24 protein-coding genes and 1 pseudogene are annotated in these 23,911 nt (G+C 45.3%); all 25 read right to left on the bottom strand.

Annotation, left to right across the window (positions count from 1 at the left end):
- Window positions 1-160: 160 nt before the first annotated feature.
- The 25 genes and pseudogenes from der to AB1F57_RS11345 all read right to left on the bottom strand — a co-directional run bounded on the left by der (window position 161) and on the right by AB1F57_RS11345 (window position 23,901).
- Entirely contained in the window at window positions 161-1,471 is a 1,311-nt protein-coding gene (der, locus tag AB1F57_RS11225; protein WP_257117413.1) for a ribosome biogenesis GTPase Der, read from the bottom strand.
- Window positions 1,472-1,487: 16 nt separating this feature from the next.
- Window positions 1,488-2,200, bottom strand: a pseudogene (locus AB1F57_RS11230) (nitroreductase family protein).
- The gene (gene dnaI, locus AB1F57_RS11235; protein WP_367985754.1) at window positions 2,197-3,096 is read right to left on the bottom strand and encodes a primosomal protein DnaI; all 900 of its coding nucleotides are present in this window, start codon (window positions 3,094-3,096) and stop codon (window positions 2,197-2,199) included. The pseudogene AB1F57_RS11230 and the gene dnaI overlap by 4 nt, the downstream one beginning before the upstream one ends.
- Window positions 3,096-4,256 (bottom strand): replication initiation/membrane attachment protein, encoded by a 1,161-nt coding sequence (locus AB1F57_RS11240; RefSeq protein WP_367985755.1) that lies wholly within the window; start codon window positions 4,254-4,256, stop codon window positions 3,096-3,098. The genes dnaI and AB1F57_RS11240 overlap by 1 nt, the downstream gene beginning before the upstream one ends.
- Window positions 4,243-4,734: a transcriptional regulator NrdR gene (nrdR, locus tag AB1F57_RS11245; RefSeq protein WP_167785924.1), complete on the bottom strand. Its 492-nt coding sequence runs from the start codon at window positions 4,732-4,734 to the stop codon at window positions 4,243-4,245. Before nrdR ends, AB1F57_RS11240 begins: the two co-directional genes overlap by 14 nt.
- A gap of 81 nt (window positions 4,735-4,815) precedes the next feature.
- Entirely contained in the window at window positions 4,816-5,934 is a 1,119-nt protein-coding gene (locus tag AB1F57_RS11250; RefSeq protein ID WP_367985756.1) for an AI-2E family transporter, read from the bottom strand.
- Between the two features lie 355 nt (window positions 5,935-6,289).
- Window positions 6,290-6,982, bottom strand: coding sequence for a DNA-binding response regulator (locus tag AB1F57_RS11255; protein WP_105111625.1), 693 nt, complete (start codon window positions 6,980-6,982; stop codon window positions 6,290-6,292).
- Between the two features lie 77 nt (window positions 6,983-7,059).
- Window positions 7,060-8,484, bottom strand: coding sequence for an NADP-dependent phosphogluconate dehydrogenase (gene gndA / locus AB1F57_RS11260; RefSeq protein WP_367985757.1), 1,425 nt, complete (start codon window positions 8,482-8,484; stop codon window positions 7,060-7,062).
- Between the two features lie 114 nt (window positions 8,485-8,598).
- Window positions 8,599-9,132 carry a YceD family protein gene (locus tag AB1F57_RS11265; RefSeq protein ID WP_105137606.1) on the bottom strand — a complete coding sequence of 178 codons (534 nt, stop codon included), beginning with the start codon at window positions 9,130-9,132 and terminating at the stop codon, window positions 8,599-8,601.
- An 8-nt stretch (window positions 9,133-9,140) separates the two neighbouring features.
- Window positions 9,141-10,058: a thioredoxin-disulfide reductase gene (trxB, locus tag AB1F57_RS11270; RefSeq protein WP_105137607.1), complete on the bottom strand. Its 918-nt coding sequence runs from the start codon at window positions 10,056-10,058 to the stop codon at window positions 9,141-9,143.
- A gap of 12 nt (window positions 10,059-10,070) precedes the next feature.
- A complete protein-coding gene (locus AB1F57_RS11275; protein ID WP_105122970.1) occupies window positions 10,071-10,295 on the bottom strand; it encodes a DUF4059 family protein in 225 nt (74 codons plus the stop codon).
- Window positions 10,296-10,315: 20 nt separating this feature from the next.
- Window positions 10,316-11,659, bottom strand: coding sequence for a DEAD/DEAH box helicase (locus tag AB1F57_RS11280; RefSeq protein ID WP_170239449.1), 1,344 nt, complete (start codon window positions 11,657-11,659; stop codon window positions 10,316-10,318).
- A gap of 148 nt (window positions 11,660-11,807) precedes the next feature.
- Window positions 11,808-13,247 carry an Asp-tRNA(Asn)/Glu-tRNA(Gln) amidotransferase subunit GatB gene (gatB, locus tag AB1F57_RS11285; RefSeq protein ID WP_367985758.1) on the bottom strand — a complete coding sequence of 480 codons (1,440 nt, stop codon included), beginning with the start codon at window positions 13,245-13,247 and terminating at the stop codon, window positions 11,808-11,810.
- Entirely contained in the window at window positions 13,247-14,713 is a 1,467-nt protein-coding gene (gene gatA, locus AB1F57_RS11290; protein WP_367985759.1) for an Asp-tRNA(Asn)/Glu-tRNA(Gln) amidotransferase subunit GatA, read from the bottom strand. The genes gatB and gatA overlap by 1 nt, the downstream gene beginning before the upstream one ends.
- On the bottom strand, window positions 14,713-15,015 hold the full coding sequence (gene gatC / locus AB1F57_RS11295) for an Asp-tRNA(Asn)/Glu-tRNA(Gln) amidotransferase subunit GatC (RefSeq protein WP_167785930.1): 303 nt from the start codon (window positions 15,013-15,015) through the stop codon (window positions 14,713-14,715). Before gatC ends, gatA begins: the two co-directional genes overlap by 1 nt.
- 131 nt (window positions 15,016-15,146) lie before the next feature.
- Complete coding sequence (locus tag AB1F57_RS11300; RefSeq protein WP_367986358.1) at window positions 15,147-15,698, bottom strand: cysteine hydrolase family protein; 552 nt, start codon at window positions 15,696-15,698, stop codon at window positions 15,147-15,149.
- Window position 15,699: 1 nt separating this feature from the next.
- Window positions 15,700-16,488: a GTP-sensing pleiotropic transcriptional regulator CodY gene (gene codY, locus AB1F57_RS11305; RefSeq protein ID WP_105111615.1), complete on the bottom strand. Its 789-nt coding sequence runs from the start codon at window positions 16,486-16,488 to the stop codon at window positions 15,700-15,702.
- 298 nt (window positions 16,489-16,786) lie between these two features.
- A complete protein-coding gene (gene rbfA / locus AB1F57_RS11310) occupies window positions 16,787-17,140 on the bottom strand; it encodes a 30S ribosome-binding factor RbfA (RefSeq protein ID WP_105111614.1) in 354 nt (117 codons plus the stop codon).
- 63 nt (window positions 17,141-17,203) lie between these two features.
- The gene (infB, locus tag AB1F57_RS11315) at window positions 17,204-20,014 is read right to left on the bottom strand and encodes a translation initiation factor IF-2 (protein ID WP_167785931.1); all 2,811 of its coding nucleotides are present in this window, start codon (window positions 20,012-20,014) and stop codon (window positions 17,204-17,206) included.
- Window positions 20,015-20,031: 17 nt separating this feature from the next.
- Complete coding sequence (locus AB1F57_RS11320) at window positions 20,032-20,340, bottom strand: YlxQ-related RNA-binding protein (RefSeq protein WP_238143413.1); 309 nt, start codon at window positions 20,338-20,340, stop codon at window positions 20,032-20,034.
- Window positions 20,327-20,623 carry a YlxR family protein gene (locus AB1F57_RS11325; RefSeq protein WP_105111611.1) on the bottom strand — a complete coding sequence of 99 codons (297 nt, stop codon included), beginning with the start codon at window positions 20,621-20,623 and terminating at the stop codon, window positions 20,327-20,329. Before AB1F57_RS11325 ends, AB1F57_RS11320 begins: the two co-directional genes overlap by 14 nt.
- A 16-nt stretch (window positions 20,624-20,639) precedes the next feature.
- Window positions 20,640-21,794: a transcription termination factor NusA gene (nusA, locus tag AB1F57_RS11330; RefSeq protein ID WP_105122962.1), complete on the bottom strand. Its 1,155-nt coding sequence runs from the start codon at window positions 21,792-21,794 to the stop codon at window positions 20,640-20,642.
- A gap of 49 nt (window positions 21,795-21,843) precedes the next feature.
- Window positions 21,844-22,314, bottom strand: coding sequence for a ribosome maturation factor RimP (gene rimP, locus AB1F57_RS11335; RefSeq protein ID WP_367985760.1), 471 nt, complete (start codon window positions 22,312-22,314; stop codon window positions 21,844-21,846).
- Between the two features lie 160 nt (window positions 22,315-22,474).
- Entirely contained in the window at window positions 22,475-23,110 is a 636-nt protein-coding gene (gene trmB / locus AB1F57_RS11340; protein ID WP_105137615.1) for a tRNA (guanosine(46)-N7)-methyltransferase TrmB, read from the bottom strand.
- Window positions 23,107-23,901: a phosphotransferase family protein gene (locus tag AB1F57_RS11345; protein ID WP_105111607.1), complete on the bottom strand. Its 795-nt coding sequence runs from the start codon at window positions 23,899-23,901 to the stop codon at window positions 23,107-23,109. Before AB1F57_RS11345 ends, trmB begins: the two co-directional genes overlap by 4 nt.
- Between the last annotated feature and the right edge of the window lie 10 nt (window positions 23,902-23,911).

The following is a 23,911-nucleotide window of genomic DNA, read 5'->3' on the forward strand; positions in this document are numbered from 1 at the left end:
TTTCAAAAATTTTTAATTTTTTCATCGGCTAGGTTCTAAAAGCCAGATCAACAAAGGCTTCAAATGATAGCTTGATTATTCTATCAGCTAAAGGGTCAATTGTCAATAAAGAAAATTGGGTTTTAAGCAAAAAAGAAGACCAAGGGTCTTCTCATGTGTGTTACTTCCGTTTCCGTGCAATCAAATGAATCGGTGTTCCTTCAAAGACGAAGGCCTTGCGAATTTGATTCTCCAAGAAACGCATGTATGAAAAGTGCATGAGCTCTTCTTCATTAACAAAGACCACGAAAGTTGGTGGCTTGGTCGCAACTTGGGTCGCATAGAAAATTTTCAAGCGTTTGCCCTTGTCTGTCGGTGTCGGGTTGATGGCAATGGCATCCATGATGACATCGTTGAGGACAGACGAAGAAATCCGCATATTTTGGCTCTCGCTGATAGCCTTAATCATTTCTGGCAACTTGTGCAAGCGTTGCTTGGTCAAGGCCGACACAAAGATAATCGGTGCATAGGACAGGTACTGGAATTGGTCGCGAATATCATCTTCCCATTGTTTCATCGTATGGTTGTCTTTTTCAAGCGTATCCCACTTGTTGACCACGATGATGATTCCCTTACCAGCCTCATGGGCAAAGCCAGCAATCCGCTTGTCGTATTCACGAATACCTTCTTCGGCATTGATGACCATGAGGACCACATCTGAACGGTCGATGGCACGCATGGCACGCATAACTGAATATTTCTCGGTATTTTCATAAACCTTACCAGACTTACGCATCCCTGCCGTATCAATCATGGTAAATTCCTGACCGTCAGGATCCGTGAAATGCGTGTCAATGGCATCGCGGGTCGTACCAGCTACAGGCGATGCAATCACGCGCTCCTCGCCTAAAATGGCGTTAATCAAACTGGACTTACCGACATTTGGTCGACCAATTAAGCTGAACTTGATAATGTTTGGATTTTCTTCAATCTCTTCATTTGGTAGGTTTTCAATGATTGCATCCAAGACATCCCCCGTACCAATCCCGTGGACAGATGACACAGGATAGGGATCACCTAGTCCAAGCGAATAAAAATCATAAATCTCATTACGCATCTCTGGGTTGTCGACCTTGTTGACCACCAAAATGACTGGCTTGTTGGTCTTGTAAAGGACGCGAGATACATACTCATCCGCATCGGTCACGCCCTCTTTTCCAGACACGACAAAGACAATGACATCAGCCTCGCTCATAGCAATATCAGCCTGGTGCTTGATTTGCTCCATAAAGGGGGCGTCTACATCGTCAATTCCTCCAGTATCAATGATGGAGAACTTGCGATTGAGCCATTCAGCAGTCGCATAGATACGGTCGCGGGTCACACCTTCCACATCCTCGACGATAGAAATGCGTTCCCCCGCAATCCGGTTAAATAATGTTGATTTACCAACGTTGGGACGTCCCACGATGGCAATAGTTGGTAGAGCCATAGCTCCTCCTCTTCTCTTACAATAATTTATTTTTTTCTAAAATAGCCTTGGTTTCAGCTTGTTCTGCCTGGCTAAATTGGGCTACAATCCGTTCTGACCACAATTCAGTCTGGCGGTCTCCAGCGTATACTGTCTGGATCTGATCGTAGGATTTGATGATTTCAATATCCTGCTCAACATACTCTTCCTCAAAGACAATTGCCTCTGTCGCCAAACGTGGTTTAACTGGATGATGTTGAGCAGGCGCCCTAGAGCAATACAGAAAATGGGATAGGTATAATCCGGCAAATTGAACAGCTCCGCTATTGCTAAAGCCTTATGGCGAATCAGTCCAATAAACACTCCGCCGTAGCCCAAGCTTTCTGCCGCTAATAAGGTATTCTGACCGGCCAAAGAAGCATCAACTGATGAAATCAAGAGATTCTCTGGTCCTTTGGCATCAAAGTCTGAACCATGAAGCTCCGCCGCCTTGCTGGCACGATTATGGTCCCCAACAAAAACAAGAATTGCCTGAGCTTGAAGAATGGCAGGCTGTGGTACCAAGTCATATAGTGCTTGTTTTTTCGCTTCTGTTTGGACGACAACAATGGAATAGGACTGAAAATTTTTCCAGCTAGAGGCAGCTCGCCCAGCTGCGATGATTGCTTCAAGATCTTCTGATACAAGAGGCTCCTCCGTAAAACGACGAACAGAGCTATGTTTCAACATTAAATCAATCGTTTCATTCATCGGCGGTTATTTCCTTTCAAATGTAAATCACGTGCTAAATAACGAATCCGCTCCATAACCCGTTTGGCCTGCCAGGTCTCATCACCAGACTTGCCGGATGCAAAATGACGTTCCAAATCATCAAAGGAGAAATTGGAAGTAAAGAAGGTCGGCAGATTTTCCTGCATACGGTACTGAAGAATGACCTGTAAAACATCATCACGCACCCACGGACTATGTTGCTCCGCTCCGATATCGTCTAATACCAAGACTTGAGCCATCTTGATTTCGTCAATTCGCTCCTTAACTGAACCGTCTTTGATGGCATTTTTTATATCCACCACAAAAGTCGGATAATGGAGCATGGTGGTCGACTGCAAATGCGTTTTAGACAAGAGATTAGCCAAATAAGCCATGAGATAGGACTTGCCAATGCCAAAATGACCGTAAATATAGAGTCCTTTGGGCTTTTCATCAAAGCGTTTGACAAAATCAGCAATGGCCAACATGACTTCCACCCGATTTTCATCGTTCTTATCAATGTCCGCCACCGTCACATTTTTCAGACTGGCTGGCATATTGATGAGCTGAATGCGATTTTTGATAGCTTCCAGACGACGATAATCGACCAATTCTGCCGTTTCCAAATAGGACACGTCCGCATAGCCCTCATTCATGATGAGAACAGGCTGGTAGCCCTTGGCCATATAACTTTTGTCTTGCTTGAGAAACTGGTCGCGCTGGCTGATATATTCCAAAAATTTGGAAATAGACAAGGTAATTTCCTGCTGTGTCAGACCTTGTTTTTTTATAAAGTCAGCCACATCTGTATCCGCTACAATCTCCTGGTAGAGTTCTTGATAGGACTTGCGACTAGGGTTGGCTGTTTGTGACAGCCTGTCTTGCACTGATTTCATCAGCCACCTCCTTGTGTTTCCATTTCTTCCAATTCGCGATAGAGGGCGGCTAGTTGGGCCTGTCCTTCTCTCGTTTGCTCTTGCTTAACTTCTTCCTTGCTCCAGTCCGGAACATTAGTTGCTGATACTTGCTTGTTCTGGGCGCTTGCCTTCTTGTTGTTTCCTGCTTTCAATTCCCTCAGATAAAGGACAGCTGCCTCTGCATTTCCAATCCCCTTATAGGAAAAATCATTGCCCAACTTGAGGGCGTATTTTTCATTGAGATTGGCCGAATCCACCTTATTAAAAGTGTAAAGAACAAGGACATTGATAACTTCATCCAAGAGACCAATTTGAGCCAAATCTGTCAGGCACTTGCGCTCCGACTGGGTCACTGCTGCCTTTCTTTGTTCCTTAATGAAGACCAAAAATTCCAGACTAGACTTGGACCTGGCCTCACGAACGATGATTTTTTCCTGGTCTGTGAGCCCACTCGTTTGTTTAGAGAAGGCTTGGTCTGACTGTGACAGTCGTTTGGTCGAAATAACCTGGCCGATAGCCGTTTCCTTGGCCTTGCGATAGGTTTCCAACCAGGTCCAGCCTGACCGCTCTGCTATGTGACTAAGAGCAATCACATCGTTCGTCTCATCCTGAAATCGTAGCTGGTCCTTGGCCATCATAGCCTTGAAGGCTGACCAGTCAAAGTCCCTCTTACTCTTAACTACAGGAGAAATCTGTCCTTCCACATCGAAAACGTCTGAGAAAGATTTGGAAACATTCTTATCCTGGCTAGGGCTAGCGGGTATGAGATTCTCCACAGAAACCTCGCCAATTCTTTGCTCAAGAAGATGCCTATACAAGGGCTTGCCTAAAAATTCTCCGACGCTTAAAGGAGGTACTAGCTCTAGGCCCCTAGTCTCGTCAAGCTGATAAATCTTCAACAGACCCACTGCTGACAGAATATCCAGCGCCTGCTGCAAGCGATGAAAGCCAACATTCATGTGATTTAGAATGCTAGTCCATTGGTAACGCCCCTGCCCCGAGTCACCAAAACTATATAAATAGTAATACAGCGCTAGCGCATCCAAACCGATGATGGGCTGGTAACATTTGCTCAGGCTGATTACATCAGGTGCAAAATTTCCAGCTTTCAGATAGGTAAAGGGATCATTTGGTTTCATCTTTGACACCTGGTTTCACTTTTGACCCCTTAGAAATCATCTGCTTGAGCAAGTTTTCTAACTCACCAACATCTTTGAAAGAACGATAGACAGAGGCAAAGCGTACATAAGTGATTTCATCTAGTTCAACTAATTCTTCCATGACCAAATTGCCGATAAAGTCACTTTCTACTTCGCTATCATTTTGGGCGCGAACCTTTTGTTCAATTCGATTGACCACCTGATCAATATCACCGGTTGATACTGGACGTTTCTGAGCCGAACGAATGATGCCATTAAAAATTTTCTCTCTCGAAAATTGCTCACGGGTGCCGTCTTTTTTAACAACTACTAGTGTTTTTTCCTCAATTCGCTCATAGGTGGTAAAACGCTGACCACATTGGTCACAGGAACGGCGACGACGGATGGTATTCCCATCTTCTGCCTGGCGACTATCAACAACACTTGACTTCAAACTCTGACACTTTGGACAACGCATACTCTTTCTCCTACTTTGCTTTTATCACTTCAGTATAGCATAAAATAGTCAAAAATAAAAGAAAGCGATAAGCACGCTTTCCTAAGCACCTTCAATCTGGTCATCCAAGCGATGGTGAACCCATTCCCTGACCAGACGGTAAATGACCGCAAAAATTGGTGTGAAGAAGACCATTCCTAGAAGGCCAAACAAATTTCCACCAATCAGGGCTGCAGCCAGGGTGAAGAGGGTTGGCAGACCAACCGACTGTCCAACTACGCGCGGATAGATGACATTTCCCTCAATCAATTGAATGATTTGGAAGAGAACAATAGACCACAGAGCCAACAAAGGATTTTGTACCGCCACAAAGAGGGCACTAATCAGGCAGGCTGTAAATGGACCGATATAGGGAACAAAGGATAGGACCCCTGCCAAAATACCGGCCATGCTAGCATAGGGGATGCCAGAAAGTCCATAGCTGACAAAGACCAGGACCCCAATAATAACGGCCTCTACAATTTGGCTCATCAAGAATTTATCATAGGTATCTATCACAACTTCCCCGACGTAGTTGATCAGACGAACTGCTTTCTGTGGCAGAGTAGCCTGCAAGAGTTTCCCCGTCATGGACTGCAGATGTTCCTTGCTTCCCAGGATAGCCAAAGTGAAGAAAAAGGCCATAACCAGGGTCATTGTGTTGGAAAAAATGCCTGTAACATTGGATACCAGATGAGACAGAACCGGAGTGACAATACTAGAAATAAAGTCTAGATTCCTAAATTGTTCAATAAAACCTGCAATCTGGTCACCAATCTGGCCAGACAAGAAACCGTTGGACTCCAGAAAATCCGTAAGGGCTGTGACCGATTTTGGAATAGCCGTCCGGCTGACGGTTACTAGCTCTGAAACTGTCTTGGTCAGGGTTGGCAAGACAATCAGAACCAAACCTGTCACAATCATCACAAAGGCAATGAGGACCCCTACAATGGCCAAACTACGGCTGGATTTTTTCAAAAAAGCAACCTTTTCAAGCTGTTCTTCCAGCTTTTTCATAGGTACATTCAAGATGAAAGCAATGATTGCTCCAATGAAGAGAGAGTTCATACTTGCTAGGACAAGCTTAATAATAGCGTACAAGGCCGACCAATTAAGGACAGCTAAGAGGATTGCACCCGCCAATAAAATTAGCAAGGCCTTTTCTTTAAATGACGAATTCATAATTACTCCTTAGATTTCTTACTAACAATACTAACACAAGCCCAGCAAAAAAGAAAGGACAAGCCTTTCTTCAGAATGTAGACAAACTATGCTCTAGGTAAAATAAACTGAGTAGCTCTGCTAAGAAAAATAAAAATTTGATTTATTTTGCGAGCGGAGCGAGCCTAAACCGAGGCTTTCCGTTGTGATGAAAATGCTTGAAACGTTGTAATTTCAAGCATTCGGAGCCATGGAGACCTTAGGCTCAATGGCTAGGTATGAAATTCCGAAGGAAGTCGCTACCGTCCGACATCACCTCAGGAAAGTCCGAAAAAAACTCTGTCTACAAATTCAAGAAAGGACAAGCCTTCCTTACTTAGTCACGCATGGCATATCCAACACCGCGAACTGTCTTGATATAGGACGGTTTTCCAGCTACATCCAATTTCCCACGCAGATAGCGGATATAGACATCCACCACATTGGTTTCCGATGATGTCGCCTCGTATTTCCAAACCCGCTCTAACAATTGTTCGCGAGTGACAGGCTCAGGACTATTCATCAGGGTCGCCAGGAGATCGTACTCTCGACGAGTCAGGTTAATCAGCTCATCTCCACGGGATACCGTGCGATTTTGAAAATCGATTTTCAAATCTCGATAAGCAGCCTGCAAGGGAACCTGAGTACAATGATTGTCAATAAAATCCCGACCACGGAAAATAGCTGAAATCTGCTCGACCAATTCGCTGATGACAAAGGGCTTGACCACATAGGAAACCGCATAGGACAAGACTTCCTCGCCATGCTCATCCACATCTGCCGAATCAATAGCCACAATCAGGACGGATGCAGGTTTGATAGCTAATAACTGCGTGGACAATTCCTTACTGGACATATCTGACAGCTGAAAACTCATGAGAATCAAATCAAAATCCGTCTCATGCGCCAAGGACAAAGCCTCCTGGCCAGTAGAAGCATAGTCCACCAAATAGTCCTTCTTCTGCAATTCCATGGAAACAAAATGCGAGAGATTGCGCTCACGACCTGCAATCAAAATTTTCTTAGCCATAATATCCTTATCTAATCGAAAGTTTCAAGACCATTTCAGTCAGAAAGAAGGGCGCTTGCACGCCCTACTTCTATTATTTATTTTTCGCTATACCAGTCATAGTGGAAGACACCCTCTTTGTCCTTACGGTTGTAAGTGTGGGCACCAAAATAGTCGCGTTGTGCTTGAATCAAGTTTGCTGGCAAGTTCTCAGCGCGGTAGCTGTCAAAGTAAGTAATAGCTGCTGAGAAGGTTGGCACAGGCACACCTGCTTGAACTGCCAAGGCAACAACGTCACGGACAGCTTGTTGGTACTTAGCTGTTACGTCAAGGAAGTATTCATCCAAGAGCAAGTTTGCCAAATCTTGATCACGTCCATAAGCATCGGTAATCTTTTGCAAGAAACGAGCACGGATGATACAACCTGCACGCCAGATTTTAGCGATTTCGCCAAATGGCAAGTTCCAGTTATTTTCTTTAGACGCTACGCGCAATTGCGCAAAACCTTGTGCATAAGACATGATTTTTGAGAAGTAAAGGGCTTGACGGATTTTCTCCACCAATTCACCCTTATCACCCTCGTAAGCAAATGGTGCTGGTTTTGGAAGAACCTTGCTAGCTGCTACACGCTCTTCTTTGTACGTTGAGATATAGCGAGCAAATACAGATTCTGTGATGAGTGACAATGGCACACCCAAATCAAGTGATGATTGGCTAGTCCATTTACCAGTACCCTTATTACCAGCCGCATCCATGATATAGTCAACAATTGGTCCTTCTTGACCTTCATCATCCTTACGTTGCAAAATATCCGCAGTGATTTCAATCAGGTAGCTGTCCAATTCACCCTTGTTCCACTCAGTAAAGATGTCAGCCATTTCGTCAACTGACAAGCCCAACAAGTGTTGCATGAGGTCATAAGACTCAGCAATCAACTGCATGTCGCCATACTCGATACCGTTGTGGACCATTTTTACATAGTGACCAGCGCCATCTGGGCCGATATAAGTCACACATGGAGCGCCGTCCTCTGGAGCTTTTGCAGAAATTTCTTCCAAGACATCCGCTACCAATTCGTAGGCTTCTTTTTGACCACCAGGCATGATAGACGGACCTTCAAGGGCACCTTTTTCACCACCGGACACACCTGTACCGATGAAATTGATGCCTGAATTTGCCAATTCTTTTGAACGGCGAATGGTATCTTCGTAGAAGGTATTTCCGCCATCAATCAAAATGTCGCCTTCATCCAAGTGTGGCAAGAGAGATTGAATAGTTGCATCTGTACCAGGCCCTGCTTGAACCATGAGCATGATACGGCGTGGTTTTTCGATAGATGCGACAAAACTTTCCACATCATAGCTTGGTACCAAGTTTTTGCCTGGGTTGCTAGCTACCACATCTTCTGTCTTATCAGCAGAGCGGTTGTAAATGGCTACTGTGTAACCACGTGATTCAACATTAAGAGCAAGGTTACGACCCATAACGGCCATCCCTATTACACCAAAGTTTGCTTTTGTCATGTATACTAACTCCTATAATTACTATCTTCTATTATACACCGAAAAGAGTCTAGTGGCAAGAATTTTCTGATAATTTAACCTTCCGACATTTTTCTGAATCTTTCACTAGCTTTTTCACTCATCGAACAAGCCCTGCAATTGAGCAAATGGGCTATTAGCCTCTTTCTTTTCCTGGGCTTCCTGTTGGAAATCATCCTCGGTCATCAGGGTCCAAGATTGGCCCGACGGCAAATCCTGCCCAGCCTCTTCTTCTGGCGTCAAAACCTTGATCGGAATGTTGAGAATAATGTTGTCAGCGACACTTTCTTCTAGGACAATGCAGTCCTCTTCCACCACAAAAACCATATCTTCGTCAATCAAATCCTGGTCCTTGAGAGCAGCTTCATTGGCCACAAAGAGTTCGTTGACCTGCTCCTCACGACGTAAGACCACCGGCTGGAGCGAACGGCTAGAAGCCAGGGTAATGTCGTAGGTCATCTGGTAATCTAGGAAAAAGATCCCCGCCTCAAAATGGACACGACCAGACACCTGGACAGGCGATAGGTCCAAAACCTCGCCGGAACGCCCCTGAATTTCCTGGGTCAAATCCAGTGTTTTCTCAAAAGAAATACCGTCTGGATTTTTCTGAATATCGTAAATGTGAAACATAGGCTCTCCTATTCAGCGTGTTCTGTAATGTAGTTGTAGACTTCCTGTCCAGCTACTGCACCATTTCCAACAGCCGTCGCAATCTGACGGAGCTGATTTTGGCGAATGTCGCCGATGGCATAGATGCCATACTTGCTGGTTTCCATTTTTTCATTGGTCACAACCCAGCCAGCCTCATCGGTAATACCCAAATCCGCAACGCTTTCAGTCATCGGATCCAACCCTACATAGACAAAGACTCCGCCAAATTCAAGCTCTGACAATTCTTCAGTCTTGACATTCTTGATAATCACGCTTTGCACGCGCAGGTCATCTCCTTTGATTTCCTCGACGACACTGTCCCAGATGAAGTTGATTTTTTCATTGGCAAAAGCTCGGTCTTGGATAACTTTTTGGGCACGTAGCTGATCTCTGCGGTGAACGATGGTCACAGACTCTGCAAATTGGGTCAGGAAAAGCGCCTCTTCCACGGCAGAATCTCCCCCTCCGACAACCAAAAGTTTTTGCTGTCGGAAGAAGGCTCCGTCACAGACCGCGCAGTAGGAAACCCCTCGGCTGTTGTAGGTATCTTCACCTGGAACTCCCAGCAGACGGTGTTTGGCACCCATGGCTAGGACAACCGTCTTGGTCTCCAAAACGCCATCTTCGGTAATCACTTTTTTAACAGGTCCATCTTCTTCAATGCGGATGAGGGTCCCGAAAATATGGTCCACACCGAATTTTTCCAGGGGCTCAAACATTTTTTCAGCCAGGGCTGGTCCAGAAATATGGTCGTAGCCTGGATAGTTTTCAATCTCAGCGGTGTTGTTCATCTGGCCACCATAAATACCGCGTTCTAGGAGGGCAACCTTGAGATTGCTCCGTCCTGCATAAAGTGCAGCGGTCATGCCTGCAGGACCTGCACCAATAACAATTGTATCGTACATTCTTTCTTCCTTCTATGCCTTCAGCATTAACAAAATGGCCACGATTCCAAAAGCTAAAATAGGGATGGTCATAATGTTAATGAGCAATAAATCATATAAAAATTCTTGGCGTTCTTGATAGGTCTTATCTCGATTTTTTAAAGCTCGAATTAGAAACCAAATCAAGCTCAGCAATACCACAATAATTGTGGCAATGAGTAGTCCTTGCAAATAGTTACTTAATATTGATTGTAACATCGGTCTCCCTCTGCTAACTCTTAAAAGGTTTGACGCTTAGCTTTGCGTTCTGCACGCCCCTTAGCACGCGCTTCCACTCGCTTGGTCTTACGACGTTTTTCGTCCACCGCCCACTGGATTTTCTTCTTATAGCCCGGCTTGATTTTCTTTTTCTTCTTCTTGACCAGACCAATCATCTCAATGTCCAATTTCTCACGTGTCTTTTCACGTTGAACACGACGATCACGGTCATAGGTATCGACAAATTCGCCGTCCTTCATTTCTTTGGGCAAGAACTTGATATTGAGTTTTTCCAACTCACGAATATCAGCATCGTCGCTCGGTTGATAAAGGGTAATGGCAATACCTGACAAACCATTGCGTCCTGTCCGACCGACCCGGTGAACAAAGAAGGACAAGTCCTGCGGAATGGCATCGTTGATGACATGGCTGACTCCTTCAATATCAATCCCACGAGCCGCCAAGTCTGTCGCTACGATATACTGATAATCCAAATTCTTAACTTGGTTCATGATACGCTTGCGTTCACGAGGTGGAATATCTCCGTGAATTTTAGCCACGCGCAATCCATTCGAAAGCAAGTAGCTGTGCAATTCATCCGCCCGAGTCTTGGTATTTACAAAAATCATGGCTAAATAGGGCTGCATGAGCCTGGTTGCTTCCAAAATTTGAGCATTGCGGTCGCGCCCTTTTGTTGAAATCAACCAGTTTTCAATGGTATCCGAAATGACTGTCTGGGTCTTGATTTGTTCCATGACAGGATTGGACAGGTATTTTTTCAAGAAAGGCTGGAGCTTTTGCGGAATGGTCGCGGAAAAGACCATGAATTGCAAATCTTTCGGCAGGCTCCCAGCAATTTTATCCACCGTCTCCAAAAAGCCCATGTCCAAGGTCATATCCGCCTCATCAACGACAAAGGTCTTGGCCCTGTGAATAGCCAAATCACCCGATTGAACCAAGTCGTAAATCCGACCCGGCGTTCCGACAACGATATGGGGCTGACCAGCCTGCAATTTGTCAATCTGACGATTTTTATCCGTCCCACCGACATAGTTAGACACACGGACTTCAGGTTGAAAATGCCCTGCCATCTGCTTGGCTGCTTGATAAATCTGGGTCGCCAATTCACGCGACGGAGCTGTGATAACAGCCTGCACCTGGTCCAGCTCTTCGTCCAATTTTTGGAAAATCGGAATTAAAAAGGTATGGGTCTTGCCCGAACCAGTCTTGGATTCTCCAATCAAGTCACGACCAGATAGCACCACAGGAATCAATTTTTCCTGGACCTCTGTCGGCGTGACAAAGTTAATCTCTTTCAAAGCCTCCTGGATGGACGGCTTAAGTTTCATATCTGTAAATTTCATAATGTCCTCTTTTTCTGATTCCTTTCATTATACCATTTATTAGAATGACAAGCAAAAAGGACGGATGGGCATCGAAAAATTCAAAGCTTCATATCTATCGCCATTAAAAAAGACCAAAACATCCGTTTCAGTCTCTTCATTGTTTCATTTAATCCAACAACTTCTGCAATTCTTGGGCTAGTAATTGTTGAGCAACTTGTGGATTGGCCTGACCTTTTGTTGCCTTCATAAGGAAACCTGTAAAGGCCTTGTCCGCATTGCGTTTGCCGGACTTGAAGTCAGCAACGGCTGCCTCGTTATTCGCAAAGACTTGGTGAATAATCGGAATAAGAACTTCTGGGTCTGAAATCTGCACCAAACCAGCTTTTTCCACATATTCCTTGGCTGAGCCACCTTCTTTAGCTAGATGCACAAAGACTTTCTTGGCAATCTTAGATGAAATGGTGCCGTCTGCAATCAGAGCAATCATTTCCACCAAGTTTTCAGGTGTCAGACCGATTTGGTCCAAGGTCTTGCCTTCTGCATTGAGGAATTGTGCCACTTCACCCTGCAACCAGTTAGACACTTGCTTGGCATCGCCACCGATTGCTACGGCTGCCTCAAAGAAATCTGACAAGGCTTTTGTCGCAGTCAACTGACCCGCATCGTAGGCTGACAGGCCCAACTGTTGGATATAGTTGGCCCGACGTTCTTGTGGGAAGGCTGGCAACTCGGCACGGATTTCCTCAATCCAAGCATCATCAATCTCATAGAGCGGTAGGTCTGGCTCTGGGAAATAACGGTAATCCGCCGAACCTTCCTTGACCCGCATGAGAATGGTTTCGCCCGTTGCCTCATCGTAACGACGGGTTTCCTGCTGGATTTGACCCCCACTACGCAAAACTTTTGCCTGACGTTCCACCTCGTGCTGGAGTCCCTTGCGCACGTAGTTAAAGGAATTGAGGTTTTTCAGCTCGGTCTTGGTACCGAATTCTTCCTGACCATAAGGACGGAGAGAAATGTTGGCATCAACCCGCATGGAACCTTCTTCCATCTTCACATCTGAAATGCCGGTGTACTGGATAATTTCTTTGAGCGCTGTCAGATAGGCATAAGCCTCCTCTGGCGAACGCATATCCGCCTCAGATACAATCTCAATCAAAGGCACGCCCTGACGATTGAGGTCAACATAAGAATAACCATCAGTGCCGTGGGTATTTTTCCCAGCATCCTCTTCCAAGTGGGCACGCTCGATACGAATTTTCTTGGTTGATCCGTCTTCTAGCTCAATCTCAATCCAACCATTGTAACCGATTGGCTCGTCAAACTGAGAAATCTGGTAGGCCTTGGGGTTATCAGGATAGAAATAATTCTTGCGGTCAAAGTGCATATCCTTGTGAATATCCATATTCAGCGCCAAGGCCGCCTTAATCCCCGCATCAACAACGCCCTTATTCAATACCGGAAGAACACCCGGAAATGACCAGTCAATAATGTTGGTGTTGGCATTGGCGTCCTCACCAAAATGAGCATTGGAAGGTGAGAAAATTTTAGAATTGGTATTGAGCTCCACATGGACTTCCAGACCAATAATCGTTTCAAAGTTCATTACTTGTCACCTCCAAAAATCACTGGTTGTTGCTTGTGATAATCCGTCGTTGCTTCAAAGGCCGCAGCCACTTGATAAACAGTCTCTTCACTGTATTTTGGACCAATCAACTGCAAACCAACTGGCAAACCTTCCACAAATCCAGCAGGAATCGAAATCCCCGGCAGACCCGCCAAGTTGACAGGAATAGTCAAAAGATCCGCCAAGTACATGGCCACCGGATCATGGTTCTGGGTTCCCAGACCATAAGCCACCCTCGGTGCCGTTGGTCCCAAAATCAAATCATAATCTGCAAAGACCTTCTCAAAATCTTGGATAATCAAGGTCCGCACCTGGCCAGCCTTCTTGAAGTAGGCATCGTAGTAACCAGATGACAGGCTGAAAGTTCCCAACATAATCCGGCGCTTAACCTCTTCACCAAAACCTTGGCTACGCGTTTTCACGTAAATCTCATCCAAATTGGTCGCATCCTCAGCGCGGAAACCGTAGCGAATACCATCAAAGCGTTGTATGTTTGAAGATGCCTCAGACGACGCGATAATGTAATAAACCGCAACCCCATACTTAGAGTGAGGCAGGCTGACTTCCTCGATAATAGCTCCCAAGCTTTCCAAATGCTTGGCCGCCTTAAGAATAACTTCCTTGACCTGCGGGTCAATTCCTTCGCCCATGTATTCTTTTGGAAGAGCGATTTTCATGCCCTTGATGTCCTGACCAATCTTGCTGGTAAAGTCAGCAATCTCATGAGCTGTCGAGGTCGCATCACGCTTATCATGGCCAGCAATGACGTTGAGCAACTGGGCATTTTCCGTGACCGTCTGAGAGAAAGGACCAATCTGATCCAGGGAGCTACCGAAGGCAATCAAACCAAAACGAGAAACCGTTCCATAAGTTGGCTTAATACCGACAATTCCGTTAAAGGCCGCAGGCTGGCGAATAGAACCACCTGTATCTGAACCCAAGGACAGGCGAACTTGACCAGCCGCAACAGCTGCCGCAGAACCACCTGATGAACCACCCGGCACTTTTGTCTGGTCCCAGGCATTTTTCGTCGGCTTGAAGGCAGAATTTTCATTGGAACCACCCATGGCAAATTCATCCATGTTGGTCTTACCGATGACAATCATATCCTTGGCATAGGCCTGAGCAACAGCCGTCGCATCAAAAATCGGTTCATAATTGTAGAGCATTTTTGACGCAGCCGTTGTCAAAATACCCTTGGTTGAAATATTATCCTTAACCGCCAAAGGAATACCAGCCATGACATTGTCCGCATCAATCCCTTTTTGGTCGAGGGCAGCTGCCTGTGCCAAAGCCTTGTCTTCATTGATACTCAAAAACGCATCCACAACAGCTTCTCGGCTCTGAATATCTTCAATCGTCGCCTTGGTCAACTCGACCGCAGAAATCTCTTTTTTGACCAGGAGGTCGTGCAATTCATCAACTGTTTTATTATTCCATGTCATTAGGCATCTCCTCCCCCGTCTAAAATAGCTGGTACCTTGATGTAGAAATCTTTACTTTCAGGTACATTTTTGAACAAGTCCTCACGACTTTCACCCTGCTCTGCCACATCGGCACGCAAGACATTTTTCCGGTCTGCCATGGTGGTCGTCACTGGCACACCTGTCGTATCCACCTCATTTAACAACTCAACCATGTCAACAATCTTGCTCAAGGTCGTCGCAAATTCCGCCGTTTCCTGGTCTGTAAATTCCAGCTTAGACAGCTTGGCAACGTGACGCACCTCAGCCTCAGAAATCTTCATACTTACCTTCCTCCTATTGGAAATTCATCTTCTCATTATACCATACTTTAGACAGAGGACAAAGAACCAAATAACCTCATTTGTCAGCTTTTAGGCATGGAAAAACCAGCCTGATTGGCTGGTCAGAATCACTAGTCAATAATGGTCGCACCGAGCACATGCTGCAGATGGTTGAGGGCGAATTGATGATTTTCCTCCGTCAAAGCCGCAATTGCTGAAGAAATGACTTCAATCTTATAACCTTTATTATAAGCATCAATGGCGGTATGGAGCACACAAATATCGGATAAAACACCCGTCAAAACGACTGTATCAATCTTCCGCTCCCGCAAACGAACATCCAAATCCGTTCCAGAAAAGGTTGAATAATGGCGTTTGTCCATCCAACGCACACGCGCATGGTTCTGATATTCAGCATAAAAATTCGCCAAGGGACCATACAAATCACGACCACTGGTGCCCATAATATTATGCGGTGGGAAGAGCTTGCTTTCTGGATGCAAATCGTCATCCACCTCATGCCCATCAATGGCAAAGACAATATAGTCCCCACGGTCAAAGGCTTCTTGAGTCACTTGCACAATTCGATCTGAAATAGCTTGAGCAGGCTTACCAGCTGTCAATTTGCCATCGTCCGCTACAAAATCAACCGTATAATCAATCGAAATCAGTGCTTTTGTCATCTTAGTAGTCACGTTTTTTAATCTCATCAAAAATAGCAGGAATCAGAACTTTCAAATAAGTCCCCTTCATACCCAAAGAACGGCTTTCAATAATACCAGCACTCTCCAGCTTACGAAGAGCATTGACAATCACCGAACGAGTAATACCGATACGGTCTGCAATGACAGAGGCCGTCAACTGACCTTCATTGCCATCCAACTCACCCAAAATCGCAGCTACAGCCTTCATTTCTGAGTAAGAAAGCGTATTGACCGCCATATTGACCGCTGCCCGACGACGAATATTCTTCTCATCCTCTTCCCGCTGGAAGTTGAGCAACTGGATACCAACCACCGTCGCCGCAATCTCCACCAAAATCAAATCATCATCGTGGAACTGCTCATCATTGCGCCAAATAATCAACGAACCAAAACGAATACCCGTCACGTGAATTGGTGCAATGGTCGTCAAACCATTTGGATAGGTCGAACGAGACTCAACCGGAATAGCTGTCAATTCACTCTCCACTGGCAAGTTGACCTGCGTGTCATAAACTTGCGCAATGGCCTTAACATACTCTTCCGGATATTGCTTATTGACATAAAATTCTTCCACACGATCATTATTGGTTTTGTAGTTCATGTGGTAGCCAAGGATTTCTCCTTCCGCATTGATAATACAGGTATTACAGTCGATAATTGCAGACAGGTGGTCTGCAATCGCGTTATAAGGCAGTTCTTCTGCCAATTGTTCTTCGGAACGCTTTAAAATCGACGTAATATTCCGTGTTTTTTCTAATAATGTTGCCATAAATTCCTCTTTACACTGTAATTATATTTATTATACCGAATTGTTTGCCAAATTTCAACAATTATCAGAAAATTTACTATTTTTAGAAAAGTATATATTTTTTTAGGTTTTTATAGCCATTTAAAAGAAAAAATCAGGTATTTCTACCCGATTCTAGAAACTGTATTCACAAGTAAGGTCCCTTTAGACAAGAAACAGTTTTTTTCCTACTCAAGGTCGGTTGAGATGGAATACTGACTGTATTTCGAGAAAAACTAGCCTTCTCTCAGGTACCAAACTGTGAATATAGGGAATTAGCTTAATCTTTCTTATCCAAAGCTCGCAACATCTCATCAATCTTGTTGCCGTATTCAATGGATTGGTCCTTTTCGAAGACCAAATCAGGAATCTTGTAGAGGGTCAACTTACGCCCCAATTCCCGTTTGATGGTTCCTGTCGCTTTTTGCAGACCAGTTTGAGCCTTTTGATTGTCCGAAGCCAGATTACTCATAATGGTGTAGTAAACCTTGGCCATGGACAAGTCACCGACCATCTGTACATCTGTAATGGTCACGCCCTGCACACGTGGATCACGGACTTTCTTTTGCAAAATCTCATTGACTTCGCGCTTGATTTCCATCCCTACGCGATCTGTACGAAAATGATTTGCCATAGGAACTCCTTTCTATTTCCTTATAAAGCGAAGAGGTTGCCTTTCCAACCTCTTACTTGCTTATTATTTCTTAATTTCTTCCATAATGTAAGCTTCGATGGTATCATCTACCTTGATGTCATTGAAGTTTTCAATCATAAGACCACCCTCTTGGGCATTTCCGACTTCCTTGACATCGTCCTTGTAATGTTTCAAGCTAGACAATTTACCGTCGAAGACAACGACACCATCACGGATAACGCGGACGCTTGAATCACGGGTAACCTTACCACGGATAACCATAAATCCACCGATGGTACCAACTTTGGATACCTTGAAGGTCTCACGGATAACTGCTTCACCAATGATTTTTTCTTCGTACTCAGGATCCAGCATACCCTTCATGGCATCTTCCATTTCCTCGATAACCTTGTAGATAATACTGTGGAGACGCACTTCAACATCGTCAGTTTCTGCCTGCTGGCGCGCTTCTGCCGTTGGACGAACGTTGAAACCGACAATCAAAGCATTCGACGCTGTTGCGAGGGTCACATCAGACTCATTGATAGCACCAACTGCTGAGTGAACGATATTGACACGGACACCTTCCACTTCTATTTTTTGAAGCGAAGAAGCAAGAGCCTCAACGGAACCTTGTACATCAGCCTTGATGATGACGTTAACAGACTTGACTTCACCTGCTTTGAGGGTATCAAAGAGGTTTTCAAGGCTGACACGTTGGGTTGCCTGACGCTGTTTGAGAAGGGCACGTTTGGCACGCTCTTCACCAGCTGCACGGGCAGATTTTTCATCTTCATAAACCGCGAAATGATCACCAGCCATCGGTGCTTCGTTCAAACCAGTAATGGAAACTGGTGTAGAAGGACCAGCAACCTTGACACGACGGCCAAGGTCATTGGTCATTGCGCGAACTCGTCCAAAGGTATTACCGACAACGATAGGGTCTTGAACATTTAGAGTTCCCTGTTGAACAAGGAGGGTTGCAACCGCACCTTTTCCTTTGTCCAGGTGAGCCTCGATAACGGTACCAATGGCACGCACAGAAGGATCTGCCTTGAGTTCTTGTATTTCAGCTACAAGAAGCACCGTTTCCAAGAGTTCGTCGATGTTTTGGTTGAACTTGGCTGAGATTTCAACAAATTCAGACTCGCCGCCCCAAGCTGTTGAGATAACACCATGCTCTGCCAATTCACCGATTACACGCTCTGGATTGGCACCTGGTTTATCAATCTTGTTGATAGCAACAATAATTGGGACATTGGCAGCCTTAGAGTGGTTGATTGCCTCGATGGTCTGTGGCATAACACCGTCGTCCGCCGCTACTACAAGAATGGTCAAGTCGGTAACAGAAGCACCACGCGCACGCATAGAGGTAAAGGCCGCGTGTCCTGGCGTATCCAAGAAGGTAATTTTCTTGCCAGCATCCTCAATCTGGTAGGCACCGATATGCTGGGTGATACCACCAGCCTCGCCTGTCGCCACACGAGAATTACGCAAGGTATCCAAAAGCGTTGTTTTACCGTGGTCAACGTGACCCATGATGGTAACAACAGGCGGACGTTCAACCATTTCCTCTTCATTTAGGTAGCCCTCTTCTACAAAGAAACGCTCGATGTCTGCATTGTCCACTTCAACCTTTTCCTTGGCTTCAATACCATAATCCACCATGAGGAGTTCGATGGTATCTCCGTCAAGAGATTGGTTTTGAGTTGCCATAACCCCCATAAGGAAGAGCTTTTTAACAATCTCAGCAGGCTCGCGCTTGATCCGTTTCGCAATTTCTGCTACGGTCATACCAGCTGTATACTCAAACTCTGTTGGCAATTCATGGAATTTACGCTCTGTGACAGGTTTGGCAGTCTGATTGTTCTTACCTTTTTTATTTTTCTTGTTGTTATTCCAGTTACTTGTTCTTTGATTTCTCACTTGATTTTGACTATTTCGATTTCTTTGTTGTTTACGTGGACCATCTTCATCGTCACTATTAAAGTCACGCTTCTTATCTGGTCGAGTTTGTTTTTTACGACGCGTATCGACTGTACTTTCCGCTACCGCAGTTGGGACTGAAGCAGGTTTGGTTTCAGCGATTGGTTTTGTTTCCACAACCTGCTCTTCAAATTTGATTTCCTTGGGCTTCTTAAGCTGATTTTTAGCTGCTTTAGCCTGCAAGAAGCGTTCCTCGCTTGTCTTAGCGTATTCTGCGTTCTGCTCAGCTTTCAAAGCTGCTGCACGGGCCTTGAAATCAATCTTAGGAGCAGCTGGACGAACCACTTCCTCCTGACGACGGTCGCTGCGATTAAAGCTACCATTTCCTCCGCGATTGTCTTGTCGGCGGTTGTCACGATTGTCGCGACGGTCTCCAAAGCGGTTTTCCTTACGGTCATTGCCCCCTTGGTTGCCACGGAAATCACGGCGGTCGTTGCGGTTGTTGCCTTGACCAGCTTGGCCATTTTGACGGTTGTCACGACGGCCTTTCCCTTGTCCACCTTGGGCACGTTTGGCCGCTTGCTCCTTGGCACGCGCCTCACGTTCTGCCTTGAAGTTACGGCTCTGTGGACGATGAACCGGTTGGGCTGGCTTGCTAACCTCCTGGCTGACAGGTTTTGCTTCAACTGGCTTTTCAGCTTTCGGTGTCTCCACCTTTTGTTCTGCCACCTTTGGCTTTTCTACAACTTTCTCAGCCTGTACGGGAGCTGGTTTGGGCGCCTCCGGCTTTTTAGCTGAAAAACTATCTGCAATTCGCTTAGCTCCCGCTTCATCAACACTCGAAGCATGGCTTTTGACATCAAAACCCAATTCTTGAGCCTTGGACACTACTTCCTTACTGCTTACACCCAATTCTCGGGCGATTTCATTCAATCTCTTCTTAGACAATGCCTTGTCCTCCTGTTCTATTCCATAATAGACCTCATCTTCTTTGTAAATCCAGCGTCTGTCACTGCAAGCACCTTTCTAGCCTTGCCGACAGCTGCACTCAATTCCAGCGTTGAAAACGCGGTTACAACTTCTACTTGATAGGTGTGACTTTTATCTGTTACTTTTTTGCTTAAATTTCCGGCAGCATCATTGGCTAAAAAGACCAATTTTGCCTGCTGCTTGCGAATGGCATCAACGACCAATTCTTCCCCTGAAATCAGGCGACCTGCCCGTTGGGCCAAGCCCAGTAAATTTAAGATTTTTTGCTTCTTATTCGAGTCCAAGCTCTCTCCTCTTGACCTTGTGGTCGACATAGGCAATCAATTCATCATAAAATTCTTCTGACACTTCCATGCTGAAGGAACGGTTGAAAACCTGACGTTTCTTAGCCTGGGCCGCCTCATCATTATCCAGCTTGATGTAGGCACCACGGCCATTTGCCTTACCAGTCGGGTCAATGAAAACCTGGCCTTCTTTATTTTTTACAATGCGGAGCAAATCCCGTTTGTCGATGATTTCACCGGACACCACAGACTTGCGCAAGGGTATTTTTCTAGCTTTTGCCATGGTTGCTCCTTGAATCTTATTCTACTTCTTCAGACGTTTCTTCGACAATTTCTGTTTCAAATTCTGCCGCTGCATATTGGGCTGCTTCAATAGCTTCATACTCTGAAGCTGACTTGATATCAATACGGAAACCAGTCAGGTGAGCCGCCAGGCGGACGTTTTGACCACGACGACCGATTGCAAGTGACAATTTATCATCTGGTACAACGACTGTCGCGTGCTTACCATCTTCTGTGTCAAAGAGAACTTGGTCTACTTCAGCTGGCGCGAGAGCATTGTAGATAAATTCTGCCTCATCTGGCACCCACTCGATAACGTCGATGTTTTCCTCAACAGGCACCATACGGTCGTTCTTAGCATCGTAGCGAGCTGGGTGGAACTTGCTCGTAATTTTCTTGATATTTGAACCACCACGACCAACGATTGTACCGATAGCGTCCACGTTTGGATTGTGGCTACGAACAGCAACCTTGGTCCGGTCACCTGCCTCACGAGACACGCTCATGATTTCAACGGTACCATCGTAGACTTCAGGAATCTCCTGCTCCATCAGGCGTTTGATCATTTCTGGATGACTACGGCTCACAAAAACGTTGACACCGCGACCATTGTCCTCGACCTTATAAACATAAACTTCAATGCGGTCGTGGGATTGGAAAACCTCACCAGGAATCTGGTCCTGCTTGGACAATTGTGCCTCGATAGTTCCCAAGTTGACATAGATGAAGCGGTTGTCGAACCGTTCCACCGTACCAGACATGATTTCATTTTCATGTTCCTTGTAGGTATTGTAGGTAATAGCACGCTTTTGCTTGCGCATTTTTTCCATGATGGTCTGTTTGGCTGACTGGGCCGCCACACGACCGAATTCAGCAGGATCTTCTGGGAATTTGATTTTATCGCCCATTTCGTAGGCAGATGAAATCGCCAAGGCATCCTTGAGGCTGATTTCCAAACGGCTATCAAAGACTTCATCTACGACTTCACGAACCGTAAATACGTGGAAATCGCCCTTCTTCTCGTCAAACTCAATAACAGCTGATTCTGATTGGCCATAGCGACGCTTGTAGGCTGAGCGGAGCGACTCTGTCACTGCTTCGATAATATCAACCTTGTTAATCCCCATGTCTTCCTCTAAAATTCGGAAGGCTTCTAGCATTTCTTTACTCATCTTGTTTTCCTTTTGACTTCAAAAGGTCCTTTCTTAAAAAATCAATCTATTAAATCTTAACAGCCAAACGGGCTTTGGCAACAGTCTGATAAGGAATGGTTACTTCTTTTTTACGGGTCTTGTCCATGTATTCTAGAACCAAATCAGTCCCATTAAAAGACAAGAGGGTCCCCTCAAAAACTTTTACCTTGTCAATAGCCTGATAGAGCTTGACATTGATGTATTTTCCAACCGCCTGCTCAACAGCTGCCGCCGTTTTCAAAGGACGCTCCAAACCAGGACTAGTCACTTCCAACATGTATTGGTCTGGAAATGGGTCTGGTTTAATCCCATCCAGGAGCGGGCTGATGACCTCTGATAAGTCTGCCGTATCTTGCAGGGAAATGCCACCCTCCTTATCCACAAAAATGGACAGGACATACTCTCCACCCATCTTGCCATATTCCACATCAACCAGCTCATAAGGGGGCTGGATGGTGGGAGCAATCGCCTCTGTGACCAAATCAACAATCGATGACATAGACACCTCCTTCGTTATATTAAGGTACAGGTAAAGGGTTGACTTGCGCCAACCCCCTTTACTTCTTATTTACTCCTATCATTCTAGCACATGCCAGAGAAAATAGCAAGAAAAACGATGCGAAAAGGCAGCCTGTACGAACTGCCTCCTCTTTGATTGTTTAAAACTGTGCCTCTACGCGGTAGATAACTTGTCCTTTGTTCGAGAATTTCTCTTCATACTCGGTCATGACATTGCCTTCTAAACCATCCGCATGGAGGTCCAACCAGACCTGTTTGAGTGTCATGCCATATTGAGAAAAGCTGGCCAAGCTATATTCAAATAAACCACGATTGTCCGTTTTAAAATGAATCTCTCCCTTTTCAGGCAGTATTTCCTTATAGGTATCTAAGAAGGACTTGTAGGTCAAGCGACGTTTTTCATGACGTTTTTTAGGCCATGGATCTGAGAAATTCAGATACAATTGGTCAATTTCTGCTGGTGCAAAATAGTTAGTCAAACTAGATCCATCTACCTGAAGCAATTTAATATTGGGCAAACCAGCCTCAATAACACGGTCCAAGGCGTAGCTCAAGACCGTCATCTGAATGTCAATCCCAATATAGTTGATATCCGGATTTTGAGCGGCCATGCCTGTTACGAAACGCCCTTTCCCTGAACCAACTTCAATGTGGATAGGGTTGCTGTTTCCAAAAATTTCAGCCCACTTCCCCTTGCACTCTTCCGGATTGGAGATAACATACTGGGGATTATTGGCTAGGAGCTCACTAGCACCTTTACGATTTCTTACTCTCATTGATACTTATAAAAATTCTGTCTAAATAACCGCAGGGCATAGATTTCTAGATTCGCCGCCTCGGTATTGTTGCTTTCAAGTTGTTTAGAAATTTGGTTAAGGAAGCCTAGTTGGCCATACCAATAAATCTTACTGATAACTGTACTGTTGTACTTGTAGCCATAGCCCTTGAGCCACTCTTCCCATTCCTGTCTAGGAATGTAATGGGTCAATATAAAGGCGACATCTAACATCCGATCGGTCACACAGGCTGTTTCCCAGTCCGTCAAATAAATCAGTCCACTTGTCGTCTCCACCCAGTTTTTATGGTGGAGATCCCCATGGACAAAGGTTGCCAAATCCTGTCTGAAACGCGGTGTGGTCTGCAACAATTCTCTGCAGATAGATTGCAGGTAGGAATTACCAGCTAATTGCTTGGGCGCTTCTTTTTGCCACTTCTTCACCAACTCCGCCGGCTCCAAATAGGTATAACTTAATTGGAGAGCCTGATTGAGCAGAATGCGTGAAAAGTGCATTCTGACCAAAATTTGCTGGACCTGTTTCCCAGACATATCGTGACGATTAAGAGTCCGACCATTCAACCATTCCTGAACAGCTCGGTCTCCCACACCCAAATCCCTATCGCTACTTAAGATGGGCGGAGTGATTTGTTCCCGAGCCAGAGCATTGACAATCGGTGGCATTTCATACTTGACAAAAACAGGCGTACCATCTGGTCGCAAGCCTTTGTATGCTTTTCCGCTGTTTCCTGCAATAGACTGCAACTGTAGCCCGCTGGTATCAATCTGCATGCCATTCCTC

Origin of the sequence: Streptococcus nasisuis (genome assembly GCF_040836615.1) — a bacterium.
Classification (GTDB): domain Bacteria; phylum Bacillota; class Bacilli; order Lactobacillales; family Streptococcaceae; genus Streptococcus; species Streptococcus suis_V.

Coding starts and splice junctions, on each gene's coding strand:
- nrdR (WP_167785924.1), bottom strand. CDS start 4,734: ATGCGTTGTCCAAAGTGTCAGAGTTTGAAGTCAAGTGTTGTTGATAGT.
- trxB (WP_105137607.1), bottom strand. CDS start 10,058: ATGTACGATACAATTGTTATTGGTGCAGGTCCTGCAGGCATGACCGCT.
- dnaI (WP_367985754.1), bottom strand. CDS start 3,096: ATGAAATCAGTGCAAGACAGGCTGTCACAAACAGCCAACCCTAGTCGC.
- AB1F57_RS11250 (WP_367985756.1), bottom strand. CDS start 5,934: ATGAATTCGTCATTTAAAGAAAAGGCCTTGCTAATTTTATTGGCGGGT.
- AB1F57_RS11280 (WP_170239449.1), bottom strand. CDS start 11,659: ATGAAATTTACAGATATGAAACTTAAGCCGTCCATCCAGGAGGCTTTG.
- rbfA (WP_105111614.1), bottom strand. CDS start 17,140: ATGGCAAATCATTTTCGTACAGATCGCGTAGGGATGGAAATCAAGCGC.
- AB1F57_RS11240 (WP_367985755.1), bottom strand. CDS start 4,256: ATGAAACCAAATGATCCCTTTACCTATCTGAAAGCTGGAAATTTTGCA.
- AB1F57_RS11325 (WP_105111611.1), bottom strand. CDS start 20,623: ATGGCAAAAGCTAGAAAAATACCCTTGCGCAAGTCTGTGGTGTCCGGT.
- trmB (WP_105137615.1), bottom strand. CDS start 23,110: ATGAGAGTAAGAAATCGTAAAGGTGCTAGTGAGCTCCTAGCCAATAAT.
- nusA (WP_105122962.1), bottom strand. CDS start 21,794: ATGAGTAAAGAAATGCTAGAAGCCTTCCGAATTTTAGAGGAAGACATG.
- rimP (WP_367985760.1), bottom strand. CDS start 22,314: ATGTCATCGATTGTTGATTTGGTCACAGAGGCGATTGCTCCCACCATC.
- gatB (WP_367985758.1), bottom strand. CDS start 13,247: ATGAACTTTGAAACGATTATTGGTCTGGAAGTCCATGTGGAGCTCAAT.
- codY (WP_105111615.1), bottom strand. CDS start 16,488: ATGGCAACATTATTAGAAAAAACACGGAATATTACGTCGATTTTAAAG.
- gatC (WP_167785930.1), bottom strand. CDS start 15,015: ATGAAGATTTCTGAGGCTGAGGTGCGTCACGTTGCCAAGCTGTCTAAG.
- gatA (WP_367985759.1), bottom strand. CDS start 14,713: ATGACATGGAATAATAAAACAGTTGATGAATTGCACGACCTCCTGGTC.
- AB1F57_RS11345 (WP_105111607.1), bottom strand. CDS start 23,901: ATGCAGATTGATACCAGCGGGCTACAGTTGCAGTCTATTGCAGGAAAC.
- gndA (WP_367985757.1), bottom strand. CDS start 8,484: ATGACAAAAGCAAACTTTGGTGTAATAGGGATGGCCGTTATGGGTCGT.
- AB1F57_RS11300 (WP_367986358.1), bottom strand. CDS start 15,698: ATGACAAAAGCACTGATTTCGATTGATTATACGGTTGATTTTGTAGCG.
- AB1F57_RS11255 (WP_105111625.1), bottom strand. CDS start 6,982: ATGGCTAAGAAAATTTTGATTGCAGGTCGTGAGCGCAATCTCTCGCAT.
- der (WP_257117413.1), bottom strand. CDS start 1,471: ATGGCTCTACCAACTATTGCCATCGTGGGACGTCCCAACGTTGGTAAA.
- AB1F57_RS11275 (WP_105122970.1), bottom strand. CDS start 10,295: ATGTTACAATCAATATTAAGTAACTATTTGCAAGGACTACTCATTGCC.
- AB1F57_RS11265 (WP_105137606.1), bottom strand. CDS start 9,132: ATGTTTCACATTTACGATATTCAGAAAAATCCAGACGGTATTTCTTTT.